At 38.7% G+C, this 26,483-nt stretch carries 26 protein-coding genes; 19 read left to right on the top strand and 7 right to left on the bottom strand.

All coding sequences use genetic code 11. The features are described from left to right. The first annotated feature begins 215 nt into the window (after window positions 1–215). Entirely contained in the window at window positions 216–1,784 is a 1,569-nt protein-coding gene (locus L4F93_RS01000) for a sulfatase-like hydrolase/transferase (RefSeq protein WP_250350705.1), read from the top strand. Window positions 1,785–1,848: 64 nt separating this feature from the next. After that, entirely contained in the window at window positions 1,849–3,342 is a 1,494-nt protein-coding gene (locus L4F93_RS01005; protein WP_250350706.1) for a DUF2264 domain-containing protein, read from the top strand. 98 nt (window positions 3,343–3,440) lie between these two features. Here the strand turns inward: L4F93_RS01005 and kdgR are convergent, their stop codons facing one another. Continuing rightward, the gene (gene kdgR, locus L4F93_RS01010; RefSeq protein WP_250350707.1) at window positions 3,441–4,229 is read right to left on the bottom strand and encodes a DNA-binding transcriptional regulator KdgR; all 789 of its coding nucleotides are present in this window, start codon (window positions 4,227–4,229) and stop codon (window positions 3,441–3,443) included. Between the two features lie 174 nt (window positions 4,230–4,403). Here kdgR and L4F93_RS01015 point away from each other — a divergent pair, with 174 nt between their 5' ends. From L4F93_RS01015 to L4F93_RS01025, 3 genes are all read left to right on the top strand, one after another. Continuing rightward, window positions 4,404–5,345 (top strand): sugar kinase, encoded by a 942-nt coding sequence (locus L4F93_RS01015; RefSeq protein ID WP_250350708.1) that lies wholly within the window; start codon window positions 4,404–4,406, stop codon window positions 5,343–5,345. Between the two features lie 10 nt (window positions 5,346–5,355). Further along, window positions 5,356–5,991 carry a bifunctional 4-hydroxy-2-oxoglutarate aldolase/2-dehydro-3-deoxy-phosphogluconate aldolase gene (locus L4F93_RS01020; RefSeq protein ID WP_250350709.1) on the top strand — a complete coding sequence of 212 codons (636 nt, stop codon included), beginning with the start codon at window positions 5,356–5,358 and terminating at the stop codon, window positions 5,989–5,991. A 179-nt stretch (window positions 5,992–6,170) separates the two neighbouring features. Continuing rightward, window positions 6,171–6,446 carry a type II toxin-antitoxin system Phd/YefM family antitoxin gene (locus L4F93_RS01025; RefSeq protein ID WP_250350710.1) on the top strand — a complete coding sequence of 92 codons (276 nt, stop codon included), beginning with the start codon at window positions 6,171–6,173 and terminating at the stop codon, window positions 6,444–6,446. A gap of 24 nt (window positions 6,447–6,470) precedes the next feature. Here the strand turns inward: L4F93_RS01025 and L4F93_RS01030 are convergent, their stop codons facing one another. After that, window positions 6,471–6,890 carry a helix-turn-helix domain-containing protein gene (locus L4F93_RS01030; protein ID WP_250350711.1) on the bottom strand — a complete coding sequence of 140 codons (420 nt, stop codon included), beginning with the start codon at window positions 6,888–6,890 and terminating at the stop codon, window positions 6,471–6,473. A gap of 127 nt (window positions 6,891–7,017) precedes the next feature. On the opposite strand from L4F93_RS01030, the gene L4F93_RS01035 reads away from it, so the two are divergent. The 3 genes from L4F93_RS01035 to L4F93_RS01045 are packed head-to-tail and all read left to right on the top strand — an operon-like array spanning window position 7,018 to window position 9,744. After that, entirely contained in the window at window positions 7,018–7,761 is a 744-nt protein-coding gene (locus L4F93_RS01035; RefSeq protein WP_250350712.1) for a hypothetical protein, read from the top strand. 20 nt (window positions 7,762–7,781) lie between these two features. Then, window positions 7,782–8,462 carry a hypothetical protein gene (locus L4F93_RS01040; protein ID WP_250350713.1) on the top strand — a complete coding sequence of 227 codons (681 nt, stop codon included), beginning with the start codon at window positions 7,782–7,784 and terminating at the stop codon, window positions 8,460–8,462. A 40-nt stretch (window positions 8,463–8,502) separates the two neighbouring features. Next, a complete protein-coding gene (locus L4F93_RS01045; protein WP_250350714.1) occupies window positions 8,503–9,744 on the top strand; it encodes a surface lipoprotein assembly modifier in 1,242 nt (413 codons plus the stop codon). A gap of 82 nt (window positions 9,745–9,826) precedes the next feature. Here L4F93_RS01045 and L4F93_RS01050 read toward each other — a convergent pair whose 3' ends face one another. After that, window positions 9,827–10,651, bottom strand: coding sequence for a glycerophosphodiester phosphodiesterase (locus L4F93_RS01050; protein WP_250350715.1), 825 nt, complete (start codon window positions 10,649–10,651; stop codon window positions 9,827–9,829). Between the two features lie 222 nt (window positions 10,652–10,873). Between L4F93_RS01050 and L4F93_RS01055 the strand changes: the two genes are divergently transcribed. The 6 genes from L4F93_RS01055 (at window position 10,874) to L4F93_RS01080 (ending at window position 17,448) form a co-directional block, all read left to right on the top strand. After that, complete coding sequence (locus L4F93_RS01055) at window positions 10,874–11,947, top strand: ABC transporter ATP-binding protein (protein ID WP_250350716.1); 1,074 nt, start codon at window positions 10,874–10,876, stop codon at window positions 11,945–11,947. Next, entirely contained in the window at window positions 11,944–12,813 is an 870-nt protein-coding gene (locus L4F93_RS01060; protein ID WP_250350717.1) for an ABC transporter permease, read from the top strand. The genes L4F93_RS01055 and L4F93_RS01060 overlap by 4 nt, the downstream gene beginning before the upstream one ends. Continuing rightward, window positions 12,810–13,652 carry an ABC transporter permease gene (locus L4F93_RS01065; RefSeq protein WP_250350718.1) on the top strand — a complete coding sequence of 281 codons (843 nt, stop codon included), beginning with the start codon at window positions 12,810–12,812 and terminating at the stop codon, window positions 13,650–13,652. Before L4F93_RS01060 ends, L4F93_RS01065 begins: the two co-directional genes overlap by 4 nt. 42 nt (window positions 13,653–13,694) lie before the next feature. After that, window positions 13,695–14,777: an extracellular solute-binding protein gene (locus L4F93_RS01070; protein WP_250351717.1), complete on the top strand. Its 1,083-nt coding sequence runs from the start codon at window positions 13,695–13,697 to the stop codon at window positions 14,775–14,777. A 187-nt stretch (window positions 14,778–14,964) separates the two neighbouring features. Next, the gene (locus L4F93_RS01075; RefSeq protein WP_250350719.1) at window positions 14,965–16,266 is read left to right on the top strand and encodes a histidine-type phosphatase; all 1,302 of its coding nucleotides are present in this window, start codon (window positions 14,965–14,967) and stop codon (window positions 16,264–16,266) included. 93 nt (window positions 16,267–16,359) lie between these two features. Further along, a complete protein-coding gene (locus L4F93_RS01080; RefSeq protein ID WP_250350720.1) occupies window positions 16,360–17,448 on the top strand; it encodes an ROK family protein in 1,089 nt (362 codons plus the stop codon). Window positions 17,449–17,561: 113 nt separating this feature from the next. Here the strand turns inward: L4F93_RS01080 and efp are convergent, their stop codons facing one another. Next, complete coding sequence (efp, locus tag L4F93_RS01085) at window positions 17,562–18,128, bottom strand: elongation factor P (RefSeq protein ID WP_103854617.1); 567 nt, start codon at window positions 18,126–18,128, stop codon at window positions 17,562–17,564. 34 nt (window positions 18,129–18,162) lie between these two features. On the opposite strand from efp, the gene epmB reads away from it, so the two are divergent. Together epmB and L4F93_RS01095 are read left to right on the top strand one after the other, a co-directional pair. Next, window positions 18,163–19,176, top strand: coding sequence for an EF-P beta-lysylation protein EpmB (gene epmB, locus L4F93_RS01090; protein WP_250350721.1), 1,014 nt, complete (start codon window positions 18,163–18,165; stop codon window positions 19,174–19,176). A 94-nt stretch (window positions 19,177–19,270) separates the two neighbouring features. Beyond that, complete coding sequence (locus L4F93_RS01095) at window positions 19,271–20,470, top strand: LysM-like peptidoglycan-binding domain-containing protein (RefSeq protein ID WP_250350722.1); 1,200 nt, start codon at window positions 19,271–19,273, stop codon at window positions 20,468–20,470. A gap of 81 nt (window positions 20,471–20,551) precedes the next feature. Here L4F93_RS01095 and rdgC read toward each other — a convergent pair whose 3' ends face one another. After that, the gene (gene rdgC / locus L4F93_RS01100) at window positions 20,552–21,457 is read right to left on the bottom strand and encodes a recombination-associated protein RdgC (RefSeq protein WP_250350723.1); all 906 of its coding nucleotides are present in this window, start codon (window positions 21,455–21,457) and stop codon (window positions 20,552–20,554) included. 69 nt (window positions 21,458–21,526) lie between these two features. Here rdgC and proC point away from each other — a divergent pair, with 69 nt between their 5' ends. Genes proC through xerD form a run of 3 tightly spaced genes read left to right on the top strand, consistent with a single transcriptional unit; the run spans window position 21,527 to window position 24,407 of the window. Then, on the top strand, window positions 21,527–22,342 hold the full coding sequence (gene proC / locus L4F93_RS01105; RefSeq protein WP_250350724.1) for a pyrroline-5-carboxylate reductase: 816 nt from the start codon (window positions 21,527–21,529) through the stop codon (window positions 22,340–22,342). Further along, entirely contained in the window at window positions 22,342–23,505 is a 1,164-nt protein-coding gene (locus L4F93_RS01110; RefSeq protein ID WP_250350725.1) for a 3-phenylpropionate MFS transporter, read from the top strand. The genes proC and L4F93_RS01110 overlap by 1 nt, the downstream gene beginning before the upstream one ends. 8 nt (window positions 23,506–23,513) lie before the next feature. After that, window positions 23,514–24,407, top strand: coding sequence for a site-specific tyrosine recombinase XerD (gene xerD / locus L4F93_RS01115; protein ID WP_250350726.1), 894 nt, complete (start codon window positions 23,514–23,516; stop codon window positions 24,405–24,407). A 62-nt stretch (window positions 24,408–24,469) separates the two neighbouring features. Here the strand turns inward: xerD and L4F93_RS01120 are convergent, their stop codons facing one another. Together L4F93_RS01120 and L4F93_RS01125 are read right to left on the bottom strand one after the other, a co-directional pair. Next, entirely contained in the window at window positions 24,470–24,829 is a 360-nt protein-coding gene (locus tag L4F93_RS01120) for a helix-turn-helix domain-containing protein (protein WP_250350727.1), read from the bottom strand. 416 nt (window positions 24,830–25,245) lie between these two features. Beyond that, on the bottom strand, window positions 25,246–26,478 hold the full coding sequence (locus tag L4F93_RS01125) for a capsule biosynthesis protein (RefSeq protein ID WP_250350728.1): 1,233 nt from the start codon (window positions 26,476–26,478) through the stop codon (window positions 25,246–25,248). Window positions 26,479–26,483 lie beyond the last annotated feature (5 nt).

Consider the following 26,483-nt stretch of genomic DNA (forward strand, 5'->3'; position numbering starts at 1 on the left):
CTTTCGTATTACTTTAACTGAATTATAATGAAAGCAATCAAAACATAAAAACACCAAAATCGAAATCTGTGATCTAATTCACAAAATAAAATAATTTTTCTAAAACGACGTTTTAAAATATGGAGATTACCATTTTTTTATGAAAAAATAACCGCACTTTGTTTCATTAAGACGTAGCGCAAAGTGCAACTTAATCAAAGATAAGGAGTAATCAGATGAGTATTTCACGTCGTAATTTTATTAAAGGTGTTGCGACAACGGGTGCGGTAGCTGCGCTGTCAAGCACTGCGGTAAATGCAGTCGCCAATAATAATGCTAAAGAGTCGGCAAAAAAATCCAACAATCCCCCACTTAACCTATTAATCGTGTTTCCTGATGAAATGCGTGCAATGGCACAAGGATTCAAAAAGCAAGATCCTGCAATCACACCACATTTAGATGCCTTTGCTCAAACAGCAAAAGTGATGGATCAAATGGTTTCTAACTATCCATTATGCTCTCCATTCCGTGGTATGTTTATGACCGGTAAATACCCACAACATAGTGGCGTAACAGGGAATACGCACGACTATGGTGGTAAAGTCGGTATTGAGTTATCACCTTATGCAAAATGTTGGTCTGATGTATTAAAAGAGGAAGGCTATTCATTAGGTTACATCGGTAAATGGCATTTAGATGTGCCACAAGAGCCGTACATTAAAAGCTACAACAACCCAATGGAAGGGCGCTACTGGAACGACTGGACACCACCAGATCGCCGCCACGGTTTTGATTTCTGGTATTCTTATGGTACTTATGATCTCCATTTAAAACCAATGTACTGGGGAAATGACACACCACGTGAATATCCTCAATATGTAGATCAATGGGGGCCAGAACACGAAGCGGATATGGCGATTAAATACCTTCGTAATGAAGAAAATAAATATCGTGATCCAAACAAACCATTTGCATTAGTGGTTTCAATGAACCCGCCACATTCTCCTTATGATCAAGTCCCACAAAAATATTTGGATATGTACCCACAAAGCTCTAAAGAACTCAACAGCCGTCCAAATGTCGATTGGGATAAAAAATATCAAGAAGGCTATGGCCCTCAATATTTCAAAGAATATCTTGCAATGGTTTCAGGCGTCGATGAACAATTCGGCCGTATCCTTGCTGAATTAGACAAACAAGGTTTAGCGGATAATACATTAGTAGTCTTCTTCTCTGATCACGGTTGCTGTATGGGATCTCACGGTAAACCAACCAAAAATAATATCTATGAAGAATCTATGCGTGTGCCAATGATGTTCCGCTTACCGGGTAAAATCCCTGCGGGTGTCAATGAGAGCTTAATGTCTGCGCCAGATATTTATCCAACGATCTTAGATTTACTTGGTTTGAAAGGCAGTATCCCTGATAGTGTAGAAGGCGTTAGCCTTGCTGAACAGGTATTACACGATAAAGGTGAAAGCCCGACTTCTCAACTTTATCTCTTTGTCCCTTATGGTCAACCATCATTTGGTCGTCGTGGCGTGCGGACCAAAACTCACACTTTAGAAATTGATCGTCAAGATGGTGAACCGCTTAAATACACACTCTTTGATAATGTGGCTGATCCATACCAAATGAAGAATATTGCGGAAAGCAATCCTGAATTGGTACAAAAATTAATCAAAGAAGAATTAATCCCGTGGTTAGAAAAAACGGGCGATTCTTGGCGTCCCGTTGAGTTTATTACTGGCCCAACGAAAAAAATGAAAAAGCAACTTGAAAGCTGTGCTACACCAAAAGCTTAATCGTTGCTAATTGCTCTCACTGAAGCTATTTGAGTCTTCAGTGAGAGTATATAGGAGCAAATAAATGACAACAGATCCCAAAATTCGCTTTACTGAACGACCTTATTTAGCTCACGAACATCCCCAATTTCAGGATTATTGGCGAGCCTTTAAGGAAAGATTGCAGCGTTCAATAAAACGAAAAGCCTGCTTTAGCAAAACCGATCCTCTTATTGATAAACAGCTAAAACAGGCATTTACGCAAGATTCCACTTTTTCACAAGAAAAGTTTGAATTACTGGTTGAATATTTTATTCGCTCCTTTTTTCATTATGCCAATGATGACTATGCCCGTGCCGATTATCACGGTTATCCATCAGAACAAGGAATGGTTTCTGATTCTATTGAAGGGGCGGCACGCAATTATCCTCTGTTAGCCGCCTATTTACATTATCAGTCCGCTCCCTCTCATCCCCTTTTTCAGCAAGTTCAACAGGCTTTATCAACGGGTTTTCTCAATGCAACCAATCCCCATCATTCAGGTTACTGGGGAAAGTTAAAAAGTTTTCAGCAAACGATCTGCGAAAGTGCTGATTTCGCCCTTTCCCTTTGGCTGAGTAAAGCCCATATTTGGCAACACTACAACGCTTCACAACAGCAACAGATTATTGATTGGCTACGTCAAATCAATCACGTGCAAACGGTAGACAATAACTGGCATTTGTTTATCTTATTAGTGCAATTGGTCGTCAAAGATCTTGCTGGCATTGATGAAATCAATCAAGAACGTTATCAACGTATTAAAGAATTTTATGTTGGCAATGGCTGGTTTAGAGATGGCGAAAAAGGTAATTTCGATTACTACAATTCTTGGGGCTTTCACTATGGGTTATTTTGGCTCGATCAAATCGCTCCAGATTTTGACCGCACTTTTATTCAACAAAGTGCGGTGCAATTTTGTCAAGATTTTCATTATTTATTCGCGCCACAAGGTTTTGCTTTTTTTGGGCGTAGCCTGCCTTACCGTTTTGCTGCACCAACGGCGTTAATCAGCACAATGATTCAGCAAGAAAAAACGAATGGACAAGGAAAACGTATCCTATCCCAACTGACCCATTTTTTGATTCAACAGCACGCTATTCAACAAGGCAATGTTACCCAAGGACTCTTTGAAACAGATAGGCGACTGGTTGATCCTTACAGCGGTGCGGCAAGTGGGTTGTGGTCGTTACGTCCTTTTATTTTATTACTTTATGCTGGTCAAAAGATTCATTTCTGGCAAACTGCCGAACAGCCACTTGCCATTGAAAAACAGGATTATGATATTCAAATCCCAGCGATTAATTTACGCATTATTGGCACACAAGCAACCCAAGAAATTATCGCCCAATTTCAGCATCAACAATACCCCAATTTGCCGTTCCAGCAAGCCTGTTTACAACAGCAAAATGGACGAATGAAGATCATAGAATGGCTTTGTGGGCGTTCCACTCGAGGCAAAAATAATTTACTACGAAAAGGGGTAACAACATTTTCATCAAAACTCTCTCTTTATCTTTCCAATAAAGAGAAAAAATAACAAAAAAACCACCGCACTTTTCTATGCGACAGTTTTATGCGAAGGATAAATTAGCAAAAAATAAGGCGGAATAATCCGCCTTAACCAATTTTGCAATGCTATTCCGCGACAGGATAATGCTGATAACCTAACTGTTTAGACACATTTCTGCCTGCTTGATGAAGCATCTCCACCAGCTGGGCAAGGTTTTCTTTTTCAAAACGAACTAGCGGTAAAGAGAGAGAAATCGCGGCAACAATATGCCCTAGACGATCATAAATAGGTGCGGCAACACAATGTAAGCCAACTTCCTGCTCCTCTTTATCTTCTGCATAGTGCTGTTCGCGTACTAACGCCAGTTCTTGTTTAAGCGCTTCAACATTCGGTAACGTGTTTGCGGTATGTTGAACAAACTCAACATTTTCCAGCAAGGCTTCCACTTCCTCGTCCGTCAGTGCAGAAAGCAATACTTTTCCAATCGCCGTACTATAAGTGGGGTTTCTACGCCCCACACGAGAATACATTCTTAGGCTGTAAGTAGAATCAATTTTATGCAAATAAACAATTTCATTGCCATCTAATGCACCTAAATGCAAGGTTTCGCCTGTTTGCTTTGAAATCACTTCCATTTCTTTATTGGCAAGCTCAATAAGATCCACATATTCTAACGCCCTTGCACTAATTTCAAACAATTTCAGAGTGAGGCGATATTTATCTGTATCTCCTTCCTGTGCCACAATACCAAGGGATTTCATCGTTTGTAGAAAGCGGTAAATGGTGCTTTTGGACATCATCAAACGCTGAGCCAATTCTGTTACACCAATTTCTTTTTTCTCGCTGAGTGCATCCACAATGCCAAATACTTTTAGCACGGAGGAAACCACATCGGGTTGAGTATCTTTTTCCATATTTCTGTAACATCTCAAAATTTAGTCAATTGTCCTCAATATATTAACACAAGCTATAATTTTGAAAAGCCACAAAACAAAATGAAACTATATTTCAATTTTATTGAAAGAAAAAATAAATCCTCGTATAATTTATTTATTTTCACTTGCCTGATCACAAAAGGAGGAAAAACAGTGAAAAAAATTGCAATTATCGGCGAATGTATGATCGAACTCAACGGTGAACCATTCGGGAATATGTGGCAAACCTATGGAGGTGATACCTTAAACACCGCCACTTATCTCTCTCGCATTAGTTCCCCTCACGACATCGAAGTTCACTACATTTCCGCAATGGGTAATGACAAACTCAGCCAACAAATGATCCAACATTGGCAACAAGATCACATTCATACGGAAAATGTGCTGATTGATTCCTCACGCCAAGCGGGGCTTTATTTAATCCAGTTAGATAAATTTGGCGAACGCACTTTCCTTTACTGGCGTTCTGAATCTGCCGCACGTTATTTGCTCCAGCACCCTGAGTATCCTCAAGTACAAAACAGCCTTGCTGAAATGGATATGATTTATTTGAGCGGAATCTCTCTTGCGATTTTGCCTGATGCAGATCGTAATGCCCTCATTAGCCAGCTTCAACAACTGGCTAAACAAGGGGTAAAAATTGCTTTTGACAGTAACTACCGCCCAAAACTTTGGGAATCAGTACAAAAAACACAAGAAATTTACACCGCACTTTATCCGTGCATTCATCTTGCATTAGTTACCTTTGATGATGAACAAGCACTCTGGGGAGATGAACAACCTGCACAATCAATACAACGTTTAAAACAACTTGGAGTAAAAAATATTGTCCTGAAGCAAGGTAAAGAAGGTGCATTATTCTGCGATGAACAAGGTAACGAACAGAATGTAAGTACCACGCCTGTTACCAATGTGGTTGATACCACTTCGGCAGGTGATGCGTTCAATGCCGGTTTTTTAAATGGCTACCTGCGTAATAAACCTGCACAACAATGCTGTCAACAAGGTAATCAAGTGGCGGGTATCGTCATTCAGCATAAGGGGGCGATTATTGATAAAACCGCCACCGAACATCTCATTCATCAATTTAACTAAGGAAGATAAAATGAATACCACGCAAATCGTTGAAAAACTTCGTCAATTAAAAGTCATTCCTGTTATTGCCTTAGACAACGCACAGGATATTATCCCACTTGCGGAAACCCTCGCCAATAATGGGTTACCCGTAGTGGAAATCACTTTCCGCTCAGCGGCTGCCGAAGAAGCCATTCGTTTAATTCGCCAACATAACCCGAATATTCTGATTGCGGCAGGTACGGTACTGACCAGTGAACAAGTTGTTCAAGCCAAGAATGCAGGTGCCGATTGCATTGTTACACCGGGCTTCAATCCCAAAATTGTCAAACTTTGCCAAGAATTGAATATCCCCGTTATGCCGGGGGTGAACAACCCGATGTCGATTGAAGCGGCATTAGAACTAGGCATAACCGCAGTGAAATTCTTCCCAGCCGAAGCCTCTGGTGGAGTGAAAATGATCAAAGCCTTACTTGGCCCTTATGCGCAATTACAAATTATGCCAACCGGCGGAATTAGCGTAAACAATATTAAAGACTATCTCGCCATTCCAAATGTCGTGGCGTGCGGCGGCTCGTGGTTCGTAGAAAAATCCCTTATCAACAGCCATAACTGGGAAGAAATCGGCCGTTTAGTACGTGAAGCCGTAGCAATTACCAACGCTTAACTACAAAACAAAGTCCTAAAATAAAAGTGCGGTGGAAAATTTTGAAAAATTCCACCGCACTTTTAATTTGGAACAGATCAAACTCTATAATATGTGCATTGTTCTTTTTGTAAAAAACACTTGCTTGTCAAACGTTCAAAAGGTAGTAAAATAACTACAATTTTAATAAGGAGGACAATATGGCGATTACTGTTACCTCAAAAGAATTTAATCAACGTGCTAGCTATGTATTGAAACTCTCTGAAACCCAGCCTGTTTTTATTACCAAATGGGGAAAGATTGTCAGTGTGTTGTCGAACTATCAGGATTATCGCAAAGCACGATCAGAACCCAGTTTTGAAGAGCTATTTGGACAACCTGCAACAAGTGTTAGCGATAAAAACATTGAAGATTTCGATCAAATTCTTGCAGACATTCGTAAAGATACTCATATGTGTGATGTGGAATTTGATTAGAAAAATATCTAACTCACAGATTATTTAACTATTTCTTGATTTTAACAATTCAATAATTTCTTTTAGAGCAATAATTTCTGCATCTTTTTGAGATAATAATTCATCCTTTTGAGCCAATAAAGTATCTTTCATTTCCAGCAAACTGTTTAACTTTTCATTTTCAATAGTTAACGCTTCATTTGTGCCAAAATAGCTATTTGTTAAGTTATTAGAATTATCACCACCCACTGCAAAAAAAATTGATCTATCCTTACTCGTAATTAACTCCCCCATATCAATATTAAAAACATTCGCGATTTGCTGTAATTTATCTAAATTAATACTGCTTTGTCCACGTTCAATTTTGGCATAGCCATTCGGCGACATAGAAAGTTTCTCTGCCATTTCTTCCTGCGACCATTGATTGATTTCTCTCATAACGCGAATTTTTTCGTGGACTTCCATTTTACTTCCTTAAAGTGCAGTTTTAAACAGTATCAGATGAGTTTTTGATACTGGTGGTTTGTGGTAGAAATTTGAGGTGCAGTATAACATTTGCACCGAGTTTATCCAAAACTTTATGGGATTATTGGTGATTAATAATGAATTTTTAATCTATGCAGCTAGTATTTTAGCTGATACAAATGAAGGATTGAGTGGTTCAGAAATTTGCAAGTTTTGTGTTCAATATGCTGTTAGATACGAAAAATCAATTACATATACACAGCAACCTTTTAAAAAAGGCACATCAAGCATCAACAAAGCACAAGCACTGGAAACTAATCTAGCTTGTTTTGAACCGAAGGAACAATTTGTCATTATTCAGGATTTATGCGATTTAGAGAAATTTATCAATAATTCAAAAGTACAAGAGCTAAAGCTGGCTTTAGTGAAAAGTTATTCTCATTTAGCTCCACAGAAGATCGCAGAGCAAATTTTAGAAAATGTTAATCAAGTTAGACATTGGTTAGATGATTACCCTGAGACAAAGAAGCATTATGAAAGTGCATTTGAAAAAAAGAATAACAAAATCTATGAGAGAAACTTACTTGATGACTTGCGTTATTCTTTTGAATCTTTGATTAATAGCATTCTTAGAACAAAAAAATCATTAGAAAATTTGAAATCTGAATTAGGTGATTTCTTAGATAAATATAAGATTAATGTAGAAGTTAAAAATCTTTATATTTCAACTATCTTTGATTTTTTCACGAAATATCAAAATGAAAATGTCAAGCATAATGCTTGTTTTGAAAGCATTGAGATTGATTTTATCTTTAATCAAACTACCGTTTTAATGGAATTTTTGATCACTTTACATAAACAACAATATTAACTAGCAATAAGAGGCTTATTATGAAATTAACACTCTCAAAAGCATTATTAACAACAACTGTAATGGTAGGATTAACTGCTTGTGGTTCAGGTGGTGGCGGTGGTTCAAATGAATCAACAACTTCAAACCAGAATAGTACTACTTCAATTACTGTGCCAAATGTTGATACGAATAATTCTAACACAGAAAATAACTCAGCTAACCCAACTCAGCCTAATACAACAGTTACGGTTCCTTCAATCACTCCATCAACATTTAAAGTCGGGGCTGATGGCTATGCAACAGGTAAAGCGACTTATGCATCTGCCAATAGCACAATTAGATTAGATGCAGATTTTGATAAAAGAACTATTTCAGGTAGTGCCGTAGGGAAAATTGATGATAAGAATGTGAATGTTTCGTTAAATAATACAACACTGTATAAAGGAACTATTAGATATATCAACGGTCATTACTCTAGCTATAATGAAATGTATGAATTTAAAGGAAATGCTTCTGCCACACATAATCAAGAAAAATTCTCAGGTCAATATGCTGGTATCATTTATGGAAGCTCTAGTCCATTCTCTGAAATGAGTACAGGATATAAAGTAACATCAGAAAAAGATTCAAATCGTATAATAAAAGAAGGTGCTTTAGATTATAGTGACGGATTTGTTGGTGGATATAACTCCGCAGGAACTGATTTAAATAGACAGTAATTATATTCCCACAATTTTTTGATTGTGGGATTTCTTAAATATGAAATATAAATTTTTTTTCTTATCTTATTTATTTAGTAGCATTGTTATTGCAAGTGAAACAACCTACTCTATTTCACAATTAAAACACGATCAAGCTCTGACCGAAAAACTACTTTCAGATATGTTAAATATTGAGCGAATGGATTTGGTGGAACGCCTATTGCCTATCTATCAAAATTTTTCTGAGCATAGTCCAAGATTAGTGAATTACGCAAAAATTAAACAAGCAAGAGTGCTATTTTTAGATTATCAAAATGACAATGCAAGGAAAGCCTTTGAAACATTACAAGAGCAAAACAATTTAACTGATGAAGAACAGTTGCTTATTCAAGATTATTTACAAGCAATTAAAAATCGCGAAAGCTGGCAATTTTCTTTAGGTGCAAATTATCTACAAACCAAGAATGTCAATAATACGTCTAACGAACGACATATTGAAAATACAGGTTTTGTAAAAAATGATGATATGTTGCCACAGTCGGCTCACGGTTTTACTTATTATTTTGATGCACAAAAAAATTGGAATATCATAGGATCTCACTATCTCTATTTTACCAATAATCTTTATGGGAAAAATTATTGGGATAATCACGATTATGATGAAATCGCCAACCGCACTTATTTCGGCTATAAATATCAAAATGCTAAATATCAATTTGACCTAAAACCCTTTTATGAACGCCAATGGTTTGGTGGACATCGTTATAACTGGGCGAATGGGTTAAGAGTTGAGTATGGTTTGAACTTTTCAAAACATTGGCAAATTTCGACCGCATTAGAGTTTAGCCAACCACGTTATTTCACACAGACTGAACGAAGCGGTACGATTAAACTGGCCTCTGCCACACTCATTTGGCAACCTACTGGAAAAGGCTATTATTATTTAGGAACGGATTTTATTCGTGAAAATACGCAACTTAAACAATATAGCAATGATATGAAAGCGTTACGATTAGGTTGGCGACAAAATTGGGGGTATGCAATAGCAAGCCAAATAAATGGATCAATAGCATTGAGACAATATAAAGATTTTGCTTCGCTAGGTAATATTTTGCCGTTAGATAAAATCCGCCGTGATAAGATCTATTCACTAAATCTGACATTATGGAAACAAGATTGGCAGTATTTGGGTTTTGTGCCAAAAGTACAATTCCGCTGGAAAAAGCAGAATAGCAATATTCCCTCAATGTTTTCCTATTCAGAAAAATATGTGCAGATGTTAATAGAAAAAGACTTTTAAACTCAAATTAATCTGACAGGTGCCAGTTTTAAATGGAAGGCTGTCAGATTAAATTTGATGCAAATAATTCTCCACTCAATCATCAATAAGGCGTTTTGCCTGCTTTTTCAATTAATGATTTGAGATACGGAATATCATCGTGGCTTAGCATATCGATCAGGCCTTCACGTAACCATTGGATAATTTCACTTTCTGTATCGTAACCATATTTTTGGTTATACATTGCTAGCACAGGCATTTCTTTTGATTCGTGCAAATACATTCTCACCGATAATCCCGCTTTTTTGTAGGCAATTAAATCTTCTTTGCCGACATAGTGATATTCCACACAAACGCTGCTGGCATTTGATCCCAATACTGCACTAAGTTGATCGTTATAGCGCGCAAGGGTAACCACTTGCAACCGCAAGGCTGGCAATAAGGCTTTCACTTTATTAATTAAAACGTGATCAAAGCCTAATAATAAAATTTGATCCACTGTATTGGTACGTTGCAAAATCTCAGCTAAGACTTCCGCAAAACGCTGATGATTGCGACGTTGTTTAGCTTCTACAATTAACCCTACATTATTTTCTTGCGCCCATTTTAAAACTGTTTCTAACTCTACAATGTGCGTGCCTTTGAAAGCGGGGGAAAATTTCTCACCGAAATCATACTGCTGTAATTCAGCCAGTGTCATTTGTTCCACATATCCTTCACCATTAGAAACACGTTCAATCGAAAAATCGTGAATAACCACAATTTTTTCATCTTTTGTCATTGCAATATCAAGTTCAATGCTATGTGTTCCCGCTTCTAATGCGCCAATAAAGGCAGGCATTGTATTTTCTGGATACTTGGCACTATAACCACGGTGGCTATTTGCGAGAATGATTCCTTTCTCTGTTACATTAAATTCAAATGCCATTTTTAACCTCTCTCTTACATTCAATTTAAAAACTAAACTCATTTTAGAGACAATAGAAATATCACGCAAACACTATTGCAATCAAATGGAAAAAATATCTAATTTTCGTGATCAAACTCACAAAAACAAACTTAAATGAGTTTATTTTTTAAATTGTAATTGATCGCGCTTTATCTTCTAGTTTAGAGTATTCACGAAATTATCATCGAGGAGAAATCGATTATGGCAAAACTAGAATTACGCAATATCACCAAAAAATTTGGTGATTTCTATGCAGCAAATAACATCTCTTTTACTGCTGAAGAAGGGGAATTCGTTACGCTACTCGGTCCTAGTGGCTGTGGGAAAACCTCTTTGCTTAAATTAATTGCAGGCTTTCACCGTGCCGATGAGGGGGAAATTGTCATTGGCGATCGTCAAGTCAATGACATTCCACCAGAAAAACGGAATACCGCAATGTGTTTTCAATCCTATGCGCTTTTTCCTCACTTAAATGTTTCCCACAATATTTGTTATGGCTTGAAACAAAAGAAAATTCCTATTGATGAACAAATCGCACGCTTAAATGTGGCATTAAAACAAATGGATTTAGAAACCCAGAAACTAAAATTACCTTCTGAGCTTTCAGGTGGTCAGCAACAGCGTGTTGCCCTTGCCCGTGCAATGGTTACCCGTCCTGATGTGATTTTATTCGATGAACCACTCTCTAATCTTGATGCCAAACTGCGTGAAAGCGTACGCTTTGAAATTAAGCAACTTTCTCATCAATATAATCTGACCAGTATTTATGTTACCCACGATCAGGCGGAAGCCTTGTCAATGTCAGATAAAATCATCGTGCTAAATAAGGGATCAATTGAGCAAGTGGGAACACCACAAGAAATTTATTATCAACCGAACAACCGCTTTATTGCTGATTTCATTGGTGTCGCAAACATCACCAAAGCAAACGTAAAACACTGGCAAGAGGATCTCTATCAGGTGGATTCCTTATGGGGCAAATTCGTTGTGCAATCGGCACATAAACCTGTGGCTGAGAATATTTATATTTGTTTCCGTCCTGAAGATGCGATCCCTTGTGAAGCTGATAGCAATGTAGAAAATAAATTTAGTGTCAAGGTTCTACAAACCGCCTTTATGGGTAATATGACTGAAGTGCAAGGCTTGGTTACCTCTGGCTTGCCAAATGAGAAAGTGCGGTTGCAATTAACCAAGTTTTCACCGTTATTAAATCAGTCAGAACAATTACATTTCACCCTTGCTCGTGATGCCATTCGTTTCTTGGAGGCGGTATGAAATCCTTAAAACAAGATCTCAAAGCCTGGCTACTGCTTGGAACAGGGCTTGGCACCATTTTATTATTAATGGGTTCGACCTTTTATTTAGTGGTTGCCCAAAGCTTTGGCTTACAGAATATGTATGGCGAACCGTCTCACTTCACGTTTGATTATTGGCAAGAAGTGTTAAGTAACCCTATCTTTCATAAATCATTTTGGTATTCGGTGCGGGTTTCTTTTCTGGGTGCGGTATTTTCCATTTTAGTGGCTTACCCCATTGCATTATGGTTACGTAATCCGATTAAAGGCAAAGAATTTATCGTTACCTTTTTCCGTATGCCAATGCTTGTGCCGGGATTAGTGGCGGCATTCTTATTTATGAATATGATTTCCTACCACGGTATTCTTAATGAAACCTTAGTTTGGTTAGGCATTTGGGAACAACCAAAATCCTTGCAAAATGACAGCTTTGGTTGGGGAATTGTGATTTTACAAATGTGGAAAAATATTCCATTCGCCTTAATTCTTGTTGGCGGTGCAGTCAATTCGTTAAAAAGCGATCTCTTTGATGCCGCTTCAAACCTAGGTTCAAACAGTTGGCAACGTTTTATTTATGTGATTTTCCCACTCACTCTCAGTGCAGTACAAGTTTCGTTTATTTTGATTTTTATCGGTGCATTAGGTGATTTCGCCTTTTATAGCATTGCAGGCCCACGTGATACCTATTCTTTAGCTCGCTTTATGCAAATGAGTGCTTATGAATTTGAAGAATGGAATCAAAGTGCGGTACTCGCAATGGTGATAATGCTCACTTCTGCACTTGCTTCAATTTTAATTACGCTGATTATTCGTCCATTATCTGTTAAACGAGGAGCGGTAAAATGAACAAAATACAAAGCAAAAACACACGTTTAATTAACCGCATTGTGCTGATCTTTTTTGTGCTGGTGAATTTTGTTTGGCTTGTTTTGCCTTTCTTAATGGCGGGCTTATGGTCGCTTGTTGATCCACAACACCCTTGGAGCTACCCTGATATTTTTCCACCCGTGCTTTCTTTTGAACGCTGGAGTTATGTATGGGAAAACACCGCACTTAAAGAAGCGATGTTTAATAGCTACACCATCGCGCCGATTGTTTCTTTAATCGCCATCACTCTCGCCTTGCCAACCGCTTATGCTTTTGGTCGAATGGAATTCCGCGGTAAAAAAATTGCCGAACTGATTACCCTTATTCCCTTAGTAATTCCGGGAATGATCATTGCCTTATTCTTTAGTGCGGTGTTAATTCAGTTAAATATTAACAATCCAATGATCGGTATTATTATCGGACATACGGTAATGACGTTACCCTACGCTATTCGTATTTTGTCTTCAGGATTTTCAGCCGTTCCGCAAGATCTGATTGATGCAAGTCGCGATCTTGGGGCATCAAAATTTACGACCTTTAAAGATGTGTACTTGCCAATGCTAAAACCCGCATTTTTGGCGTCCATTATTTTCTGTTTAGTCAAAAGTATTGAAGAATTTAGTATTTCCTTTGTTATCGGTTCGCCAGATTTTATCACCGTGCCAACCATACTTTATTCTTTCTTGGGCTATTCTTTCATTCGCCCAAATGCCGCCGTGGTCTCAATCATCTTATTAATTCCAAACGTGATCTTATTGTTAATTATTGAACGTTTATTAAAAGGTAACTATTTATCTCAATCCACAGGTAAAGCCTAATTTTGTAAACCATAGCCTTGTAAATCATAGGAGAACACAATGATGAAAACTCGTCTTATCAAAACCGCATTAATCAGTTTAGGGCTAACCACTGCCTTATCCGTATCGGCCTCCCAAGACCTCAGCCAAAAAAGCTGGGAAGATATTATGGCACAAGCCAAACAAGAAGGCTCCGTCACCTTTAGCGTATGGTATTTACAACCACAATTCCGTCTTTTTGTGAAAGAATTTGAAAAAACCTATGGCATCAAAGTGAAAATCCCAGAAGGAACGCTAGATGGCAATATGAACAAGCTCATTGCTGAAAAATCACTAAGCAAAGGCAAAATGGATGTGATCGCCATTGCGGCGGATAACTACCCGATTGTGCAGAAAAATGAGGTATTAAGAAATCTCGATAAATTGCCAAATTTCGCCCAAGCTAACCACGCCTTACAAGGGGTAAAATTTGCCAATCAAGCAATGGGATTTTGGGGTAATCAAACAGGCTTTGCTTATGATCCATTACGGGTTTCAGAAGATCAATTACCACAAAGTTGGCAAGAAACCGTTACCTACATTCAAACTCACCCGAAAAAATTTGGTTATGCCGATCCAAATGGTGGGGCTTCAGGTAAAGCGTTTATTTTCCAAGCCTTACTTAATGTAAGCGGTCAATATGATTATCAAAACACGCCATTTGATGCTACCCAAACGAAAAACTGGCAAAGCACGTGGGATTGGTTTAACCAAAACAAACAAAATATGGTTCGTACCGCCTCTAACGCAGATAGCTTAACACGCTTAAATGATGGGGAATTAGATATTGTTTCTGCGTGGCAAGATCATTTATTTAGCTTACAAAAACAAGGTGCGGTAACACCAAGATTGAAATTTTATGTGCCAAAATTTGGTATGCCGGGCGGTGGGAATGTCGTCGTTGTCGCACAAAATGCGCCACACCCAGCAGCAAGTTTGGTGTTCGCCAACTGGCTAGTCTCACCAGAAACCCAACAAAAATTAGCCGCTCATTTTGGTATTCGCCCATTAAATGCGGAAGTCGGCGAAGCGGATATTCCATTCTTCCCATTAGATTGGAGCAAAGCCGCGATTGCAGATTTCACCAAAGAAGTGATCGCCAAATAACATTGTTAATGAGTTAAGGTTCTGCCTTAACTCATTTTTTTCTCTCTTTTTTTGATTATTGTTCCAACAAAATCAAGTTAGATTTAATATCGTTAGTGCAAAAGTGCGGTTAAAAATTTTGCAATTTTTAGGGCATTTCGTGCCAATAATGCCCTTTCCTTTCTATCCTAATCTTGGAGGACATTCTATGAAAAAGCTCACCTTAAGCCTTAGTTTACTTAGCAGCACATTCTTTTATGCCACAAATCTTAATGCGGCGCCTAATGTGCCAGACAATCACCAAGCAGAAGCGCTACAATTAGAAAAAATCGTGATTTTCAGCCGACACGGTATTCGCACGCCCTTAGTGGGAAAAGACAGCATTTTATCTCAAGCCACGCCCTATCAATGGGTGAAATGGCAAGATAAAACAGGCTATCTCACTGCTAAAGGGGCAAGATTAGAAAAATTATTCGCGGCTTACTGGTCTGAATGGTTGCAACAAACTGGCATTCTGTCATCACAATGCCCGAAAGATGATCTTTTTATTTACACCAACGCTCGCCCACGCACCATTGATACAGGGGTAAGTTTTGCTAAAGGAGCATATTCCCATTGCGCCATTAGAGTGAATTATCTTGGCAAATATAACACGATGGATAACACCTTTAATCCCGTAATTCGCAGCAAAGTAGATAAAGCCTTTGAACAAAAAGCCCGCAACGCAGTCGATGAATTAGTCGGTAAAGGAGGATTTGCTCAGCTAAACGCACATCTACAAAGTAATTTCAACGCCCTTGCACAAGCGTTAAATCAAGCACAATCACCCTTATGCCAAGAAAAACACTTATGTAATTTAGACCAAGAACCTAATACCCTCACCTTCACTCAAGGAAAACAACCGAAAACCACAGGTGCATTACGCGATGGAACAGGGGCAGCAGATAGCTTCCTACTGCAATATTACGAAGGCTTTCCTGCTAAAGATGTGGCTTGGGGTCGCATTAATAATCAGCAAGATTGGAAAAAAATTGTTGATATCAAAGAACGCTACAACCAATTATTATTCGGCACGCAAGTAATGGCAAAAGAAGCTGCCACGCCGCTGCTCACCTTTATTCAAAACAGTTTTAAAGACTACGGTTACCAACACCCTTACATTGAAAACGCACGCAATGCCAAGGTCGTATTGTTGGTCGGACACGATTCTAATGTTGGTTCGCTCTTACCATTATTAAAAGTAAAACCTTACCACCTGCCCGATCAACTGGAAACGACACCAATTAGTGGCAAAGTTGCCTTTGAAAAATGGGTCGCGCCAAGTGGCGAAGCCTTTATGAAAGTAGAATACGTTTATCAAACCATTGACCAATTACGTAATGGCACGAAACTCACTTTGACTAATCCACCAAATCGTATTACCTTACAGCTAGAAGATTGCCCAACCAATGCGCAAGGTTTATGTAAAATGGCTGATTTTTATCAAGCCGTTGAAAATGCGTTAAAATAATACCACACTTTTATCTGTGTAAATTAAGGTAAAATTGACTGAGAAGCCTCTCTGATCGCCAAAGTGAGGCTTTTATTTCATAAAGACAGAAAAATGAAAAAAGATAATTCCGTATTCAATTTAAAATCTAGCGAAAAATTGTTATTACGCCTTATTCGCCAATATGCCCCTTCACGCAAGGAACTCAGTACATTATCAGGCTTAACCGCCGGGGCAGTAACACAATATTGTCGCAAACTCTTGTTTCTTGGCTTAATCAAAGAAACGGAAAAAATGGTAAAAAAACGGGGAACGCCTTCTTTTCATTTAACCTTAAATCCCAACGCCTGCTGCTCTATTGGGGTTACTTTTTCTGATCACGCATTTCAGCTGGCGATTGTGGATTTTGTTGGTAATAAAATTGCGAATGAACGCTATGTATATAACAACATCGTACAATTTGATGAATTATGCCAAAAAATTCATAGCGCTGTTACGCAATTGCTTGAAAAGAAATTTTTGTCTGAAGCCAAAATCCTTGGTATTGGTTTCTCGCTTTCTGGCTATCTCTTGGAAGACAAATCGATTTCCTCCCCTTGGTTTCCTTTATTACAAAATATTCCTAATTTAGCCACAGTATTGAGCGAAAAATTGGGCTACCCTTGTTATATTGAAAACAACATCAACACCGTAGCCTTAGGTGAATATTATTCAGGTTTATGGAATGATATTGACGATATGGTAGTTATCAGCCTTGATTTTGGTATTGGCGCAGGCATTATTTCACAAGGTAAACTGATCCGTGGTGGGTTTGGTAACGCGGGAGAAATCGGCTTATTATTCCCCTATAACTCGCCTAGACCAAGTTGGAAAGATCTCACCGAAAAACTTGGCGAAGATAATCATAAAACAAACTTATTAGACAACACCGCGGTAAAAACTTGGCTAGCACATAGCCAGCCCCAAGTGCTATCTCTCATTCTCTCCGCCATTGCGTGGCTTGATCCCAAAGTCATCGCCCTAACCGGAATGTTGCCTCAAACCTTAATCAATCAACTAATTGATTACGTTAAAAATTCAGAACAACTACAAAACATCAACCGCACCTCAGCGCAACTGAGCGCATCAAAGATAAAATTTGAAGATATTTCCATTGGTGCCGCTATTGTACCAATTTATCATTTCTTGCAAGATGATGAATAAATACGAAAGTGCGGTGCAAAAATCAGAAAAATTTGCACCGCACTTTCGTTAATAAGTTATATATAAACAAAAAGCCGTCAATCATAACGGCTTTCAATCATTCAATTTTGTGATTACTTCACACGCGAAACATATTCACCTGAACGGGTATCTACTTTGATGACTTCGCCTGTTTGTACGAATAATGGAACACGCACTACTGCACCGGTGCTTAATGTGGCTGGTTTACCGCCTGTACCTGCTGTATCGCCTTTTAAGCCTGGATCTGTTTCTACAATTTCTAATTCAACGAAGTTTGGTGGGGTAACAGAAATTGGCGCACCGTTCCATAAAGTAACGATACAATCTGCTTGATCTAATAACCATTTTTCTGCATCACCGACTGCTTTTGCATCGGCAGAATATTGTTCAAATGTTTCTGGGTGCATAAAATACCAGAACGCATCATCTTTGTAAGAATAGGTTAAGTTAAGATCCATCACATCTGCAGCTTCTACAGAAGTACCCGATTTAAAGTTGACATCTAACACTTTACCTGAAATTAATTTACGAATACGAGTGCGAGTAAATGCCTGACCTTTACCCGGTTTTACAAATTCATTTTCAACAATAACGCAAGGTTCACCATCTTGCATAAATTTTAGACCTGGTTTGAAGTCAGTGGTAGTATATGTAGCCATATTATCCTCAAATAAAAAGAGATTGTTTTTAAAAGTGTGTATTTTAACCCGAAATATCCCCATTAGAGAAGTAGAAAATTGGGCTGATCATCTCGCCAATGCCATTTCAGATCCAAAAATCTTGTTGGAACAATTAAACCTTCCTCTTTCTCTTTTTGAAAAAGATTTTGCCGCACGCAAGCTGTTTCCTTTGCGTGTTCCGTTGCCTTTTGTAGCGCGAATGGAAAAAGGTAACCCAAACGATCCGCTCTTTTTACAGGCGATGACTTCCCATTTAGAATTTGTGCAGGCAGAAGGGTTTAGCAAAGATCCATTAGATGAACAGCATACACCCGCGTCCAATATTTTGCATAAATACCATAATCGTTTGTTATTTATGGTAAAAAATAGCTGTGCAATTAATTGTCGCTATTGTTTTCGCCGCCACTTTCCTTATGCTGAAAACAAGGGAGATAAAAAAAATTGGCAAAAAGCCCTAGATTATATTGCGCAACATTCAGAAATTGATGAGGTGATTTTTTCAGGTGGCGATCCACTTATGGCGAAAGATCACGAGCTAGAATGGCTCATAAAACAATTAGAAAAAATTCCGCACTTACAACGTTTACGTATTCATAGTCGCTTGCCGGTGGTTATTCCACAGCGGATCACCACCACACTTTGTGCGTTGCTGGCACAATCTCGCTTACAAACGGTGCTGGTTACCCACATCAATCACCCCAATGAAATTGATGAAAATTTAGCACAAGCAATGGCGAAGCTGAAAAAATCCGGTATTACTTTGCTTAACCAAGCGGTCATACTGAAAAAGATTAATGACAACGCCCACACTCTTAAAACCTTAGGTGAGCAACTTTTTCGCATTGGTATTTTGCCTTATTACTTACATTTGTTTGATAAAGTGGAAGGGGCAAGCCATTTTTATCTTGATGATGAAAGTGCGGTAAAAATTTACAAAGAATTACAAACACTCACGTCAGGCTATTTAGTGCCTAAATTAGCACGCGAAATTGCCAATGAACCAAATAAAACATTATATTCCGCGTAATTCGGCATAGAACAATGACAAAATATCCTTTAAAATAAGCGAAATTTACACCGCACTTACGCTAAGTGCTTTTAATTAATATTAAGGAATCACTGTGACTGAACAACATAAACCTCAAAATAACACAGATAGCACGGCTCAAAATGAATTAAATTTAGAATTTAATCAAATGGAGCCTATCACGCCAAAAAAACACATTACTCACGAACCCTCTTTACTTGATAAAGCCAAAGCACTAATGGAAGGGTTAGGAAAAAAAGAACAAGCAACAGAACAGGCTGAACCCGTGATTGCGGAAACAACCACAGGCAACGAGCAGAATAATGTTGAAGAAAGTCTTGCAGAAGAAAACACCCAAACACAAAATGAACCAGCTCCTATTAGCAAAATAAACAAACCTGAACGTTGGGCAATTTTAGGCTTTATTCCAGCAAAATACCGCCGTATTTTTATTGTTTTATTGCTTGCGGTGATCATTTTATTGATTATCTCTTGGCTAAAACCAAGTGCGGATACCGTAAATGCTTTTGAACAGCCATCAAACAGCATTCCAACCCAGTTCCAATCACTTAATCAAGAACAACCTTTAGAAAATAATGTGTTGGATAACTTAAACCAAGGGCAACAACCGGCACAGCAAGCAGATGCACAAAACACACAAAGCAACAATGAGAATGCCCAAACGGCAACAACGGCAAGTGCAGAAAATAATGCAGACAATGCTCAAAGCAATCCATCTACAAGCCCTGAACCAGTTGCGCAACCAAGCGCTCAAACAGAGCAACCTGTGCCAGCGGTGAAACCACAACCAACCTCCGTTGAGCCAAAACCAGTGGTAGATACAGCAAAAACCGCAAGCAAACCAGCTACACAAACCACACCAAAAGCACAGCCTAAACCGGTGGTAAAAGCAACAACACAAACAACCAATACCGCTAAGCCAAAAGCGGAAAACAAAGCACAAACCGTGAAAAAAGTGGAAGCGAAAGTGGAGAAAAAAGTGCCTGTGGTTGAAGCAAAACCAGCGACAAGCAAAACAGTTGGCACGAGCAAAACCCTGACCATTCCACAAGGCGTATCGCTTATGCAGGTATTCCGTGATAACAACCTGAATATTTCAGATGTGAATGCGATGACAAAAGCAAATGGCGCTGGCAATGCCTTAAGTAGCTTTAAACCTGGTGATAAAGTACAGATTTCAGTCAATTCACAAGGGCGTGTGGAACAACTTCGCTTAGCAAATGGCAGCACCTTTATTCGTCAGGCTAATGGGACTTATCAATATAAGAAATAAGCTGTAAGCTGTTAAAAGAAAAAAATGGCGGAATCTGATGTTCCGCCATTTTGCTTTTATCCATTACAAAAAAGAATAAAATTACAACCGCTCTTTTTCACCACCAAACTCATCAAGTAGATTTTCTGTCAGCTTGGCTAAAATACCGGTCATTAATACAAAATCAGCGTCAAAACGTTGTGCGACATCTTCTTTCAAAATATCGTCATTTTTTTCCCGCACTTCATCGGCAAACTTCAAACGTTTTAAGGTGCCATCTTCATTGAGTACAAACATAAGATGAGCCTCCCATTCTAAAGCCAGCTTTGTAATCACTTTACCTGATTGTAAAAGCGACAAAATTTCCTGTGCATCTAATGCTTGTTGTTTGCAACGAATGACGGCATTATCTTGATCGCCCCGTAATTCTGCATCTTCTAAAGGAATTAACCATTCTGGCGTATTTTCCTCGCTCACCCATTTACTCATTACTGCACTTGGCTCATAAGCAAAAGCAAGTGGCACAACAGGCAAAGAACCGAGAGATTTTCGCAATAAAGCTAAGGCATCTTCTGCTCTTTTGCTGGAGGCTGCATCGACATAAATTAGCTGATTTTCACTATCCACCCAAATCGCCGTTTCCTGATACTTGCTAAAAGCACGCGGCAACAACATTGCTACCACATCATCTTTTAGCGCTTGCTTTTCTACTTTCTTTAATTTGCGATTTTCTTTTTGCTCAAGTTCATTTATACGTTGCGCTAATTCGCGTTTTATCACTTGCGCAGGGAGCATTTTTTCTTCTTTACGTGCAACGAATAAAATCTGTTTTCCCACAGAGAAATGCAACAATTCACTGGTTTTTAATGGAGAAATCCAACCAAACTTTTGCATATCTCCCTGTCCACAAGGATGAAACTCACATTGCGCAAGCTGGGCTTGTAAATATTCAGCTGACCAATCTAATTCTTTTGTTAAACGATAGGTCATAACGTTCTTAAACCACATAGGCATTCCTTACTTATTCAGGTAAAATGAGCAGATAAAAACTTATTGTAACTGATCTAAGGCAAAAATATGCAACAGAAATTGATTACATTTATCGGTGGCGGAAATATGGCACAAGCAATTGTGTTTGGTTTACTGAAAAATGGCTATCCTGCGGATAAAATTACCGTGAGCGATCCTAACGCAGATAAACTGGCATTGTTTGCTGAGCGCCAAGTCAATATTTCGCAAAATAATCTACAAGCCATACAAAATGCGGAAGTCGTGGTGCTAGCCGTGAAACCACAAGCCCTTGCGGAAGTGTGCCAACCCTTAAGTGCGGTGGATTTTGGCGAAAAATTAGTGATTTCTATTGCGGCAGCGATTTCCGTGCAAAAACTGACCGCACTTTTACCTTCTGCACAGCATATTATTCGTGTAATGCCGAATACGCCGGCGCTCGTTTCTGAAGGAATGGCAGGCTTATTTGCAGACAAGAACGTTCCTACCCCTTTCAAAACCTTTGCTCAGGATCTGATGAATGCGGTGGGGAAATCTTGCTGGGTAGAAGATGAAGCACAAATGCATCTTGTTACCGCAGGTTCTGGGAGTAGCCCCGCTTATTTTTTTCTGTTTATGGAAGCAATGGAACACGCCTTAAAAAACTTAGGGTTAGAAGCGCAAACCGCTCGCCTATTGATACAACAATCGGCATTGGGCGCGGCAAAAATGGTGCAACAACAGCCTGATATGGCAATTTCGACCTTACGGGAAAATGTTACCTCAAAAGGTGGCACAACGGCAGCGGCACTAAATGTCTTCCAGCAACAGCAATTATCGCACACGGTGCAACAAGCCATTGAAGCGTGCGTGCAACGCTCACAAGAAATGGAAAAATTATTTTAATGAAAATTAGCCCTTTTAATTGGTTAGCCTTGAGCTTTTTTGGCTATTACTGTGCCTATGGCGTGTTTGTGCCATTTTTTCCTGCGTGGTTAAAATCTCAATCTTACAACGAGGAAATTATTGGCTTTATTATTGCCAGCTCTTATGTCTTCCGCTTTTTAGGCGGGATCGGCTTTTCCGCAATGATTAAAAAAGCAGGACATTTGCTCAATGCCTTACGTTATCTCGCTTGGGCAAGTTGTGGCGTAATGCTTTATATAAGCTTTGTGGCGGAAAGTTTCCCTTTGCTCTGCCTTGGCATTGCCTTATTTGCAATGATTAATGCGGCGGGAATGCCATTAAGTGATACCCTTGCAACCACTTGGCAACAGCAAATCAATCTAGATTACGGCAAAGCACGATTGATCGGCTCAGCCGCCTTTGTCGTAGGCGTAACATTGTTTGGTAATCTCATTGGCTTTATTGGTGAACATTCTACGGTATGGATTTTAACCGCACTTTTAGCCCTTTATGCCATAATGCAAATACCAACGCCTAAGATTTTGCCACAAGATACCCAAGCAAGTACGGTGGAAAATTCCGTTGGATTTTTACAATTATTAAAGAATAAATGCACGCTACGTCTAATTATTGCCATTTCGCTCATTCAAGGATCACACGCGGCTTATTATGCATATAGCGTGCTGTATTGGCAAAGCATCGGCATTTCTGTGCAAACAACCAGTTTGCTATGGGGCTTAAGTGTCGTCGCAGAAATTTTGCTCTTTTTCTTTTCGACCAAATTATTCCGTTTCTGGAAAGTCAGTACACTGTTTTACTGCGCAGCCATCGCCTGCGTGGTGCGTTGGGGCGTGTTAGGAAATGCGACAAGCCTTTGGTTAATTGCCTTAGTGCAATTATTGCACAGCTTAACCTATGCGCTCGGACATTATGCTATGGTGCGTTACATCACCACACAGCCACAAAATACGATGGCTAAATTACAAGGGCTTTATAATGGTATTTCAGGTTCGGCGGTGATCGCCTTGCTCACCGCGCTAGCTGGCGTGTTATACCCGATTTCGCCACAAATAGCCTTTACTTCAATGATGATTTTTGCCTTGCTCGCGTTGCCGATTATTCCGCGTAAAGTAGAAGCCTTTTTAGTGCGAAGAGTAGAATAGGATTCGTAATGAAAGACAGTGCATTAATCGATCTTTTTCTTAACGAACAATGGCTAGAGAAAGGGCTTTCGGAGAATACCATTCAATCCTACCGCTTAGATCTTAGTGCGGTAGCAAATTGGCTGGAAAAACAAAATCTCACCTTTGAAAGCTTAGACGCCATTGATTTACAAGGTTTTCTTGGAGAGCGATTGGAAGCGGGTTACAAAGCCACAAGCACCGCACGATTATTGAGTGCATTGCGGAAATTCTTTCAATATTTATATCGAGAAAAATACCGTGCGGACGATCCAAGTGTCCTCTTAACTTCACCAAAATTACCGAGCCGATTACCCAAATACTTAACGGAACAACAGGTTACGGATTTACTTAACACCCCTTGTGTGGAAGTCCCCTTAGAATTACGTGATAAAGCGATGTTAGAATTGCTTTATGCCACAGGTTTACGGGTTACCGAGCTGGTTTCACTGACCCTTGATAACATCAGCGTACAACAAGGCGTTGTGCGTGTTATTGGTAAAGGTAACAAGGAACGCATTGTCCCCATCGGCGAAGAAGCAACCTATTGGGTAAAACAATTTATCCTTTATGGCAGAATGGCATTACTTGATGGATTACGCTCAGATGTGTTATTCCCTAGCCGACGAGGTACACAAATGACAAGGCAAACATTCTGGCATCGCATTAAACATTATGCAATTTTAGCGAATATCGACAGCGAAGCCCTCTCCCCACACGTCTTACGCCACGCTTTCGCCACACACTTAGTGAATCACGGTGCCGATCTGCGTGTCGTACAAATGCTATTAGGTCACAGCGATCTCTCCACAACACAAATCTACACCCACGTTGCCAAAGAACGTTTAAAACACTTACACGAAAGATATCACCCAAGAGGATAAAATTTGTAAAAACCCACCGCACTTTAGAAAGAGCGGTGGTTTTTTATAAGATTTTTATTCAATTAAAAACTTAATTCAGCGACTAATTCAGGTCGTTTTTCTAGTAATCGAAGCAATGTTTCTGCAGCACCACTAGGTTTGCGTACACCTTGCTCCCAAGATCGCAATGTATTTACTGAAATACCTAATGTATTAGCAAATTTATCTTGTGTAAGTCCTGATTTTATTCGGGTTTCAACAATGGAAGATAAGTTTATTTTTCTCTCTCTCGCTATATAGCCTTTCTTAGTCTGCTCCAATGCGTCCGTTAAACTATCCTTAATTACCACAGCTTCTGGGTCATCAGCAATGACCGCATTTACAATTTCATCAACATTCCAACCTTTTGTTGCAAACGCAATTTTTTCTTGAATATCACTCATTTTCTTCCTCGCTTTAATTTGCCTAATTCAGCTTGAGAAACATTTTCCTTTGTATTCTTAGCATACATATCAAGCATAACAATGATACCATCATTTAAGAGGTTAAAATAAATTACTCTTAATCCTCCTCGCTTACCTCTTCCTAAAATACGCCAACGAATTTTGCGTAAACCGTTAGTATTAGGAATAACATCACCAGCTAATGGATTGTTAGCGATAAAAGTAAAAAATATCGATCTTTCTTCTTCACTCCATAGCTATTCTGCTTTTTTCTTAAAGCTTTCTTGCTCAATAATTGTATATATATCAAATTTTACTTAGGGCCTATAACAATAAAATCATATATCATACAATGTACGATTAAAAGAGAAAGAATATTTAACTTCCTTCCCGTCAACTTTGATAGCCTCATATCGCTATCCACCAATTTTTTCTTCAGGCAAAATAACTTTATTGTAAAAGCTGCCGTTAAGTTGGGTTTTATGTAAATGGTAAAGATGATAAGCTTGGAATGCCTCTGCATCAGGTTTTTGCGGATTATGCCAAAATTCTTCCAATGAGCCTTGATGAGTGATATCAGGAATGTCGTAATGAGCACGTCCGAGTGTAAGCACGGGCATATTATGGATTAACGCTGATAAACCACTTGTGCTGTTGAGTGTTACCATACCTTTCCCGTGGCGAAGTAACACGGGCATTGGAATATCATAGACATAAAACAACCGCTCTTTTAATTCGGGGTATTTAGAGAGATAACGTGTAATAATATGCTTATAACTGATAAATCCCCTATCCATCGGATGATGTTTTACAATCAACGTGAGTGAATGAGGGGCGTACTTTACAAAAGAATCTAATACGTAAATTAAAAACTGCTCCACACTTTCAAAATCACAATGTACTTTTACTTGGCTATCATCATACACTTGCAGCGGTAAAATATAAAAATCACCTAATTTATTTTGGTCAATTTTACGGATAAAAAATTTTTCTTTTGTAGCATAATAAATATGCTTTATTCCTGAAATAAGCCATAACTTTATATAATAATTAAGATTATAAATACGATGGTGTTTATAGTGAGGGAAGTAGTTTGCTTTATTTCTTGCGACAACATAATATTTTGTAGCAAGTTTCGCCATTGGGAAAAACCCGTTTGCAACAGGAATAGGTTGAGGATTTTGGGATAAATCTTTAACTTGTTGTAAAAAGAATTGTTTATCTCGTGGCAATGATGAATAGGCATTTACGCCTTCTTTTTCTAAGGTAACATAATGTGGACGAAAATACCCTTCTTCAAACACCCAAAAGGCACATCCTAATTTTTTAGTTACTGCCTTTGCGATACGATGGTAACGGCGATTATCTCCAAAACACACTATTGTATCAATGTTATGCTCTTTGCAAAACTGCAATAAAAATGCATCAAAGTGCTCTAATGTGTTGTTATAGTCAAAAATAAATTGATTTTTAAGTGCGGTGGAAAAAAAGAATTTATCCCCTGCATTAAAATTTAATTTATATACTGTTTTTTGCTGTATTTCCGATAACCAATCAGCAAACTCTTTAAAAAAATGTCCAACAGGTCCTTGTAATAATAAAATCCGTTTTGAGCTTACCACTAATTCGTTTAAATTATTTACAACCATTGTGT

The organism is Avibacterium sp. 20-132 (genome assembly GCF_023611925.1).
In the GTDB taxonomy this organism is placed as follows: Bacteria; Pseudomonadota; Gammaproteobacteria; order Enterobacterales; family Pasteurellaceae; genus Avibacterium.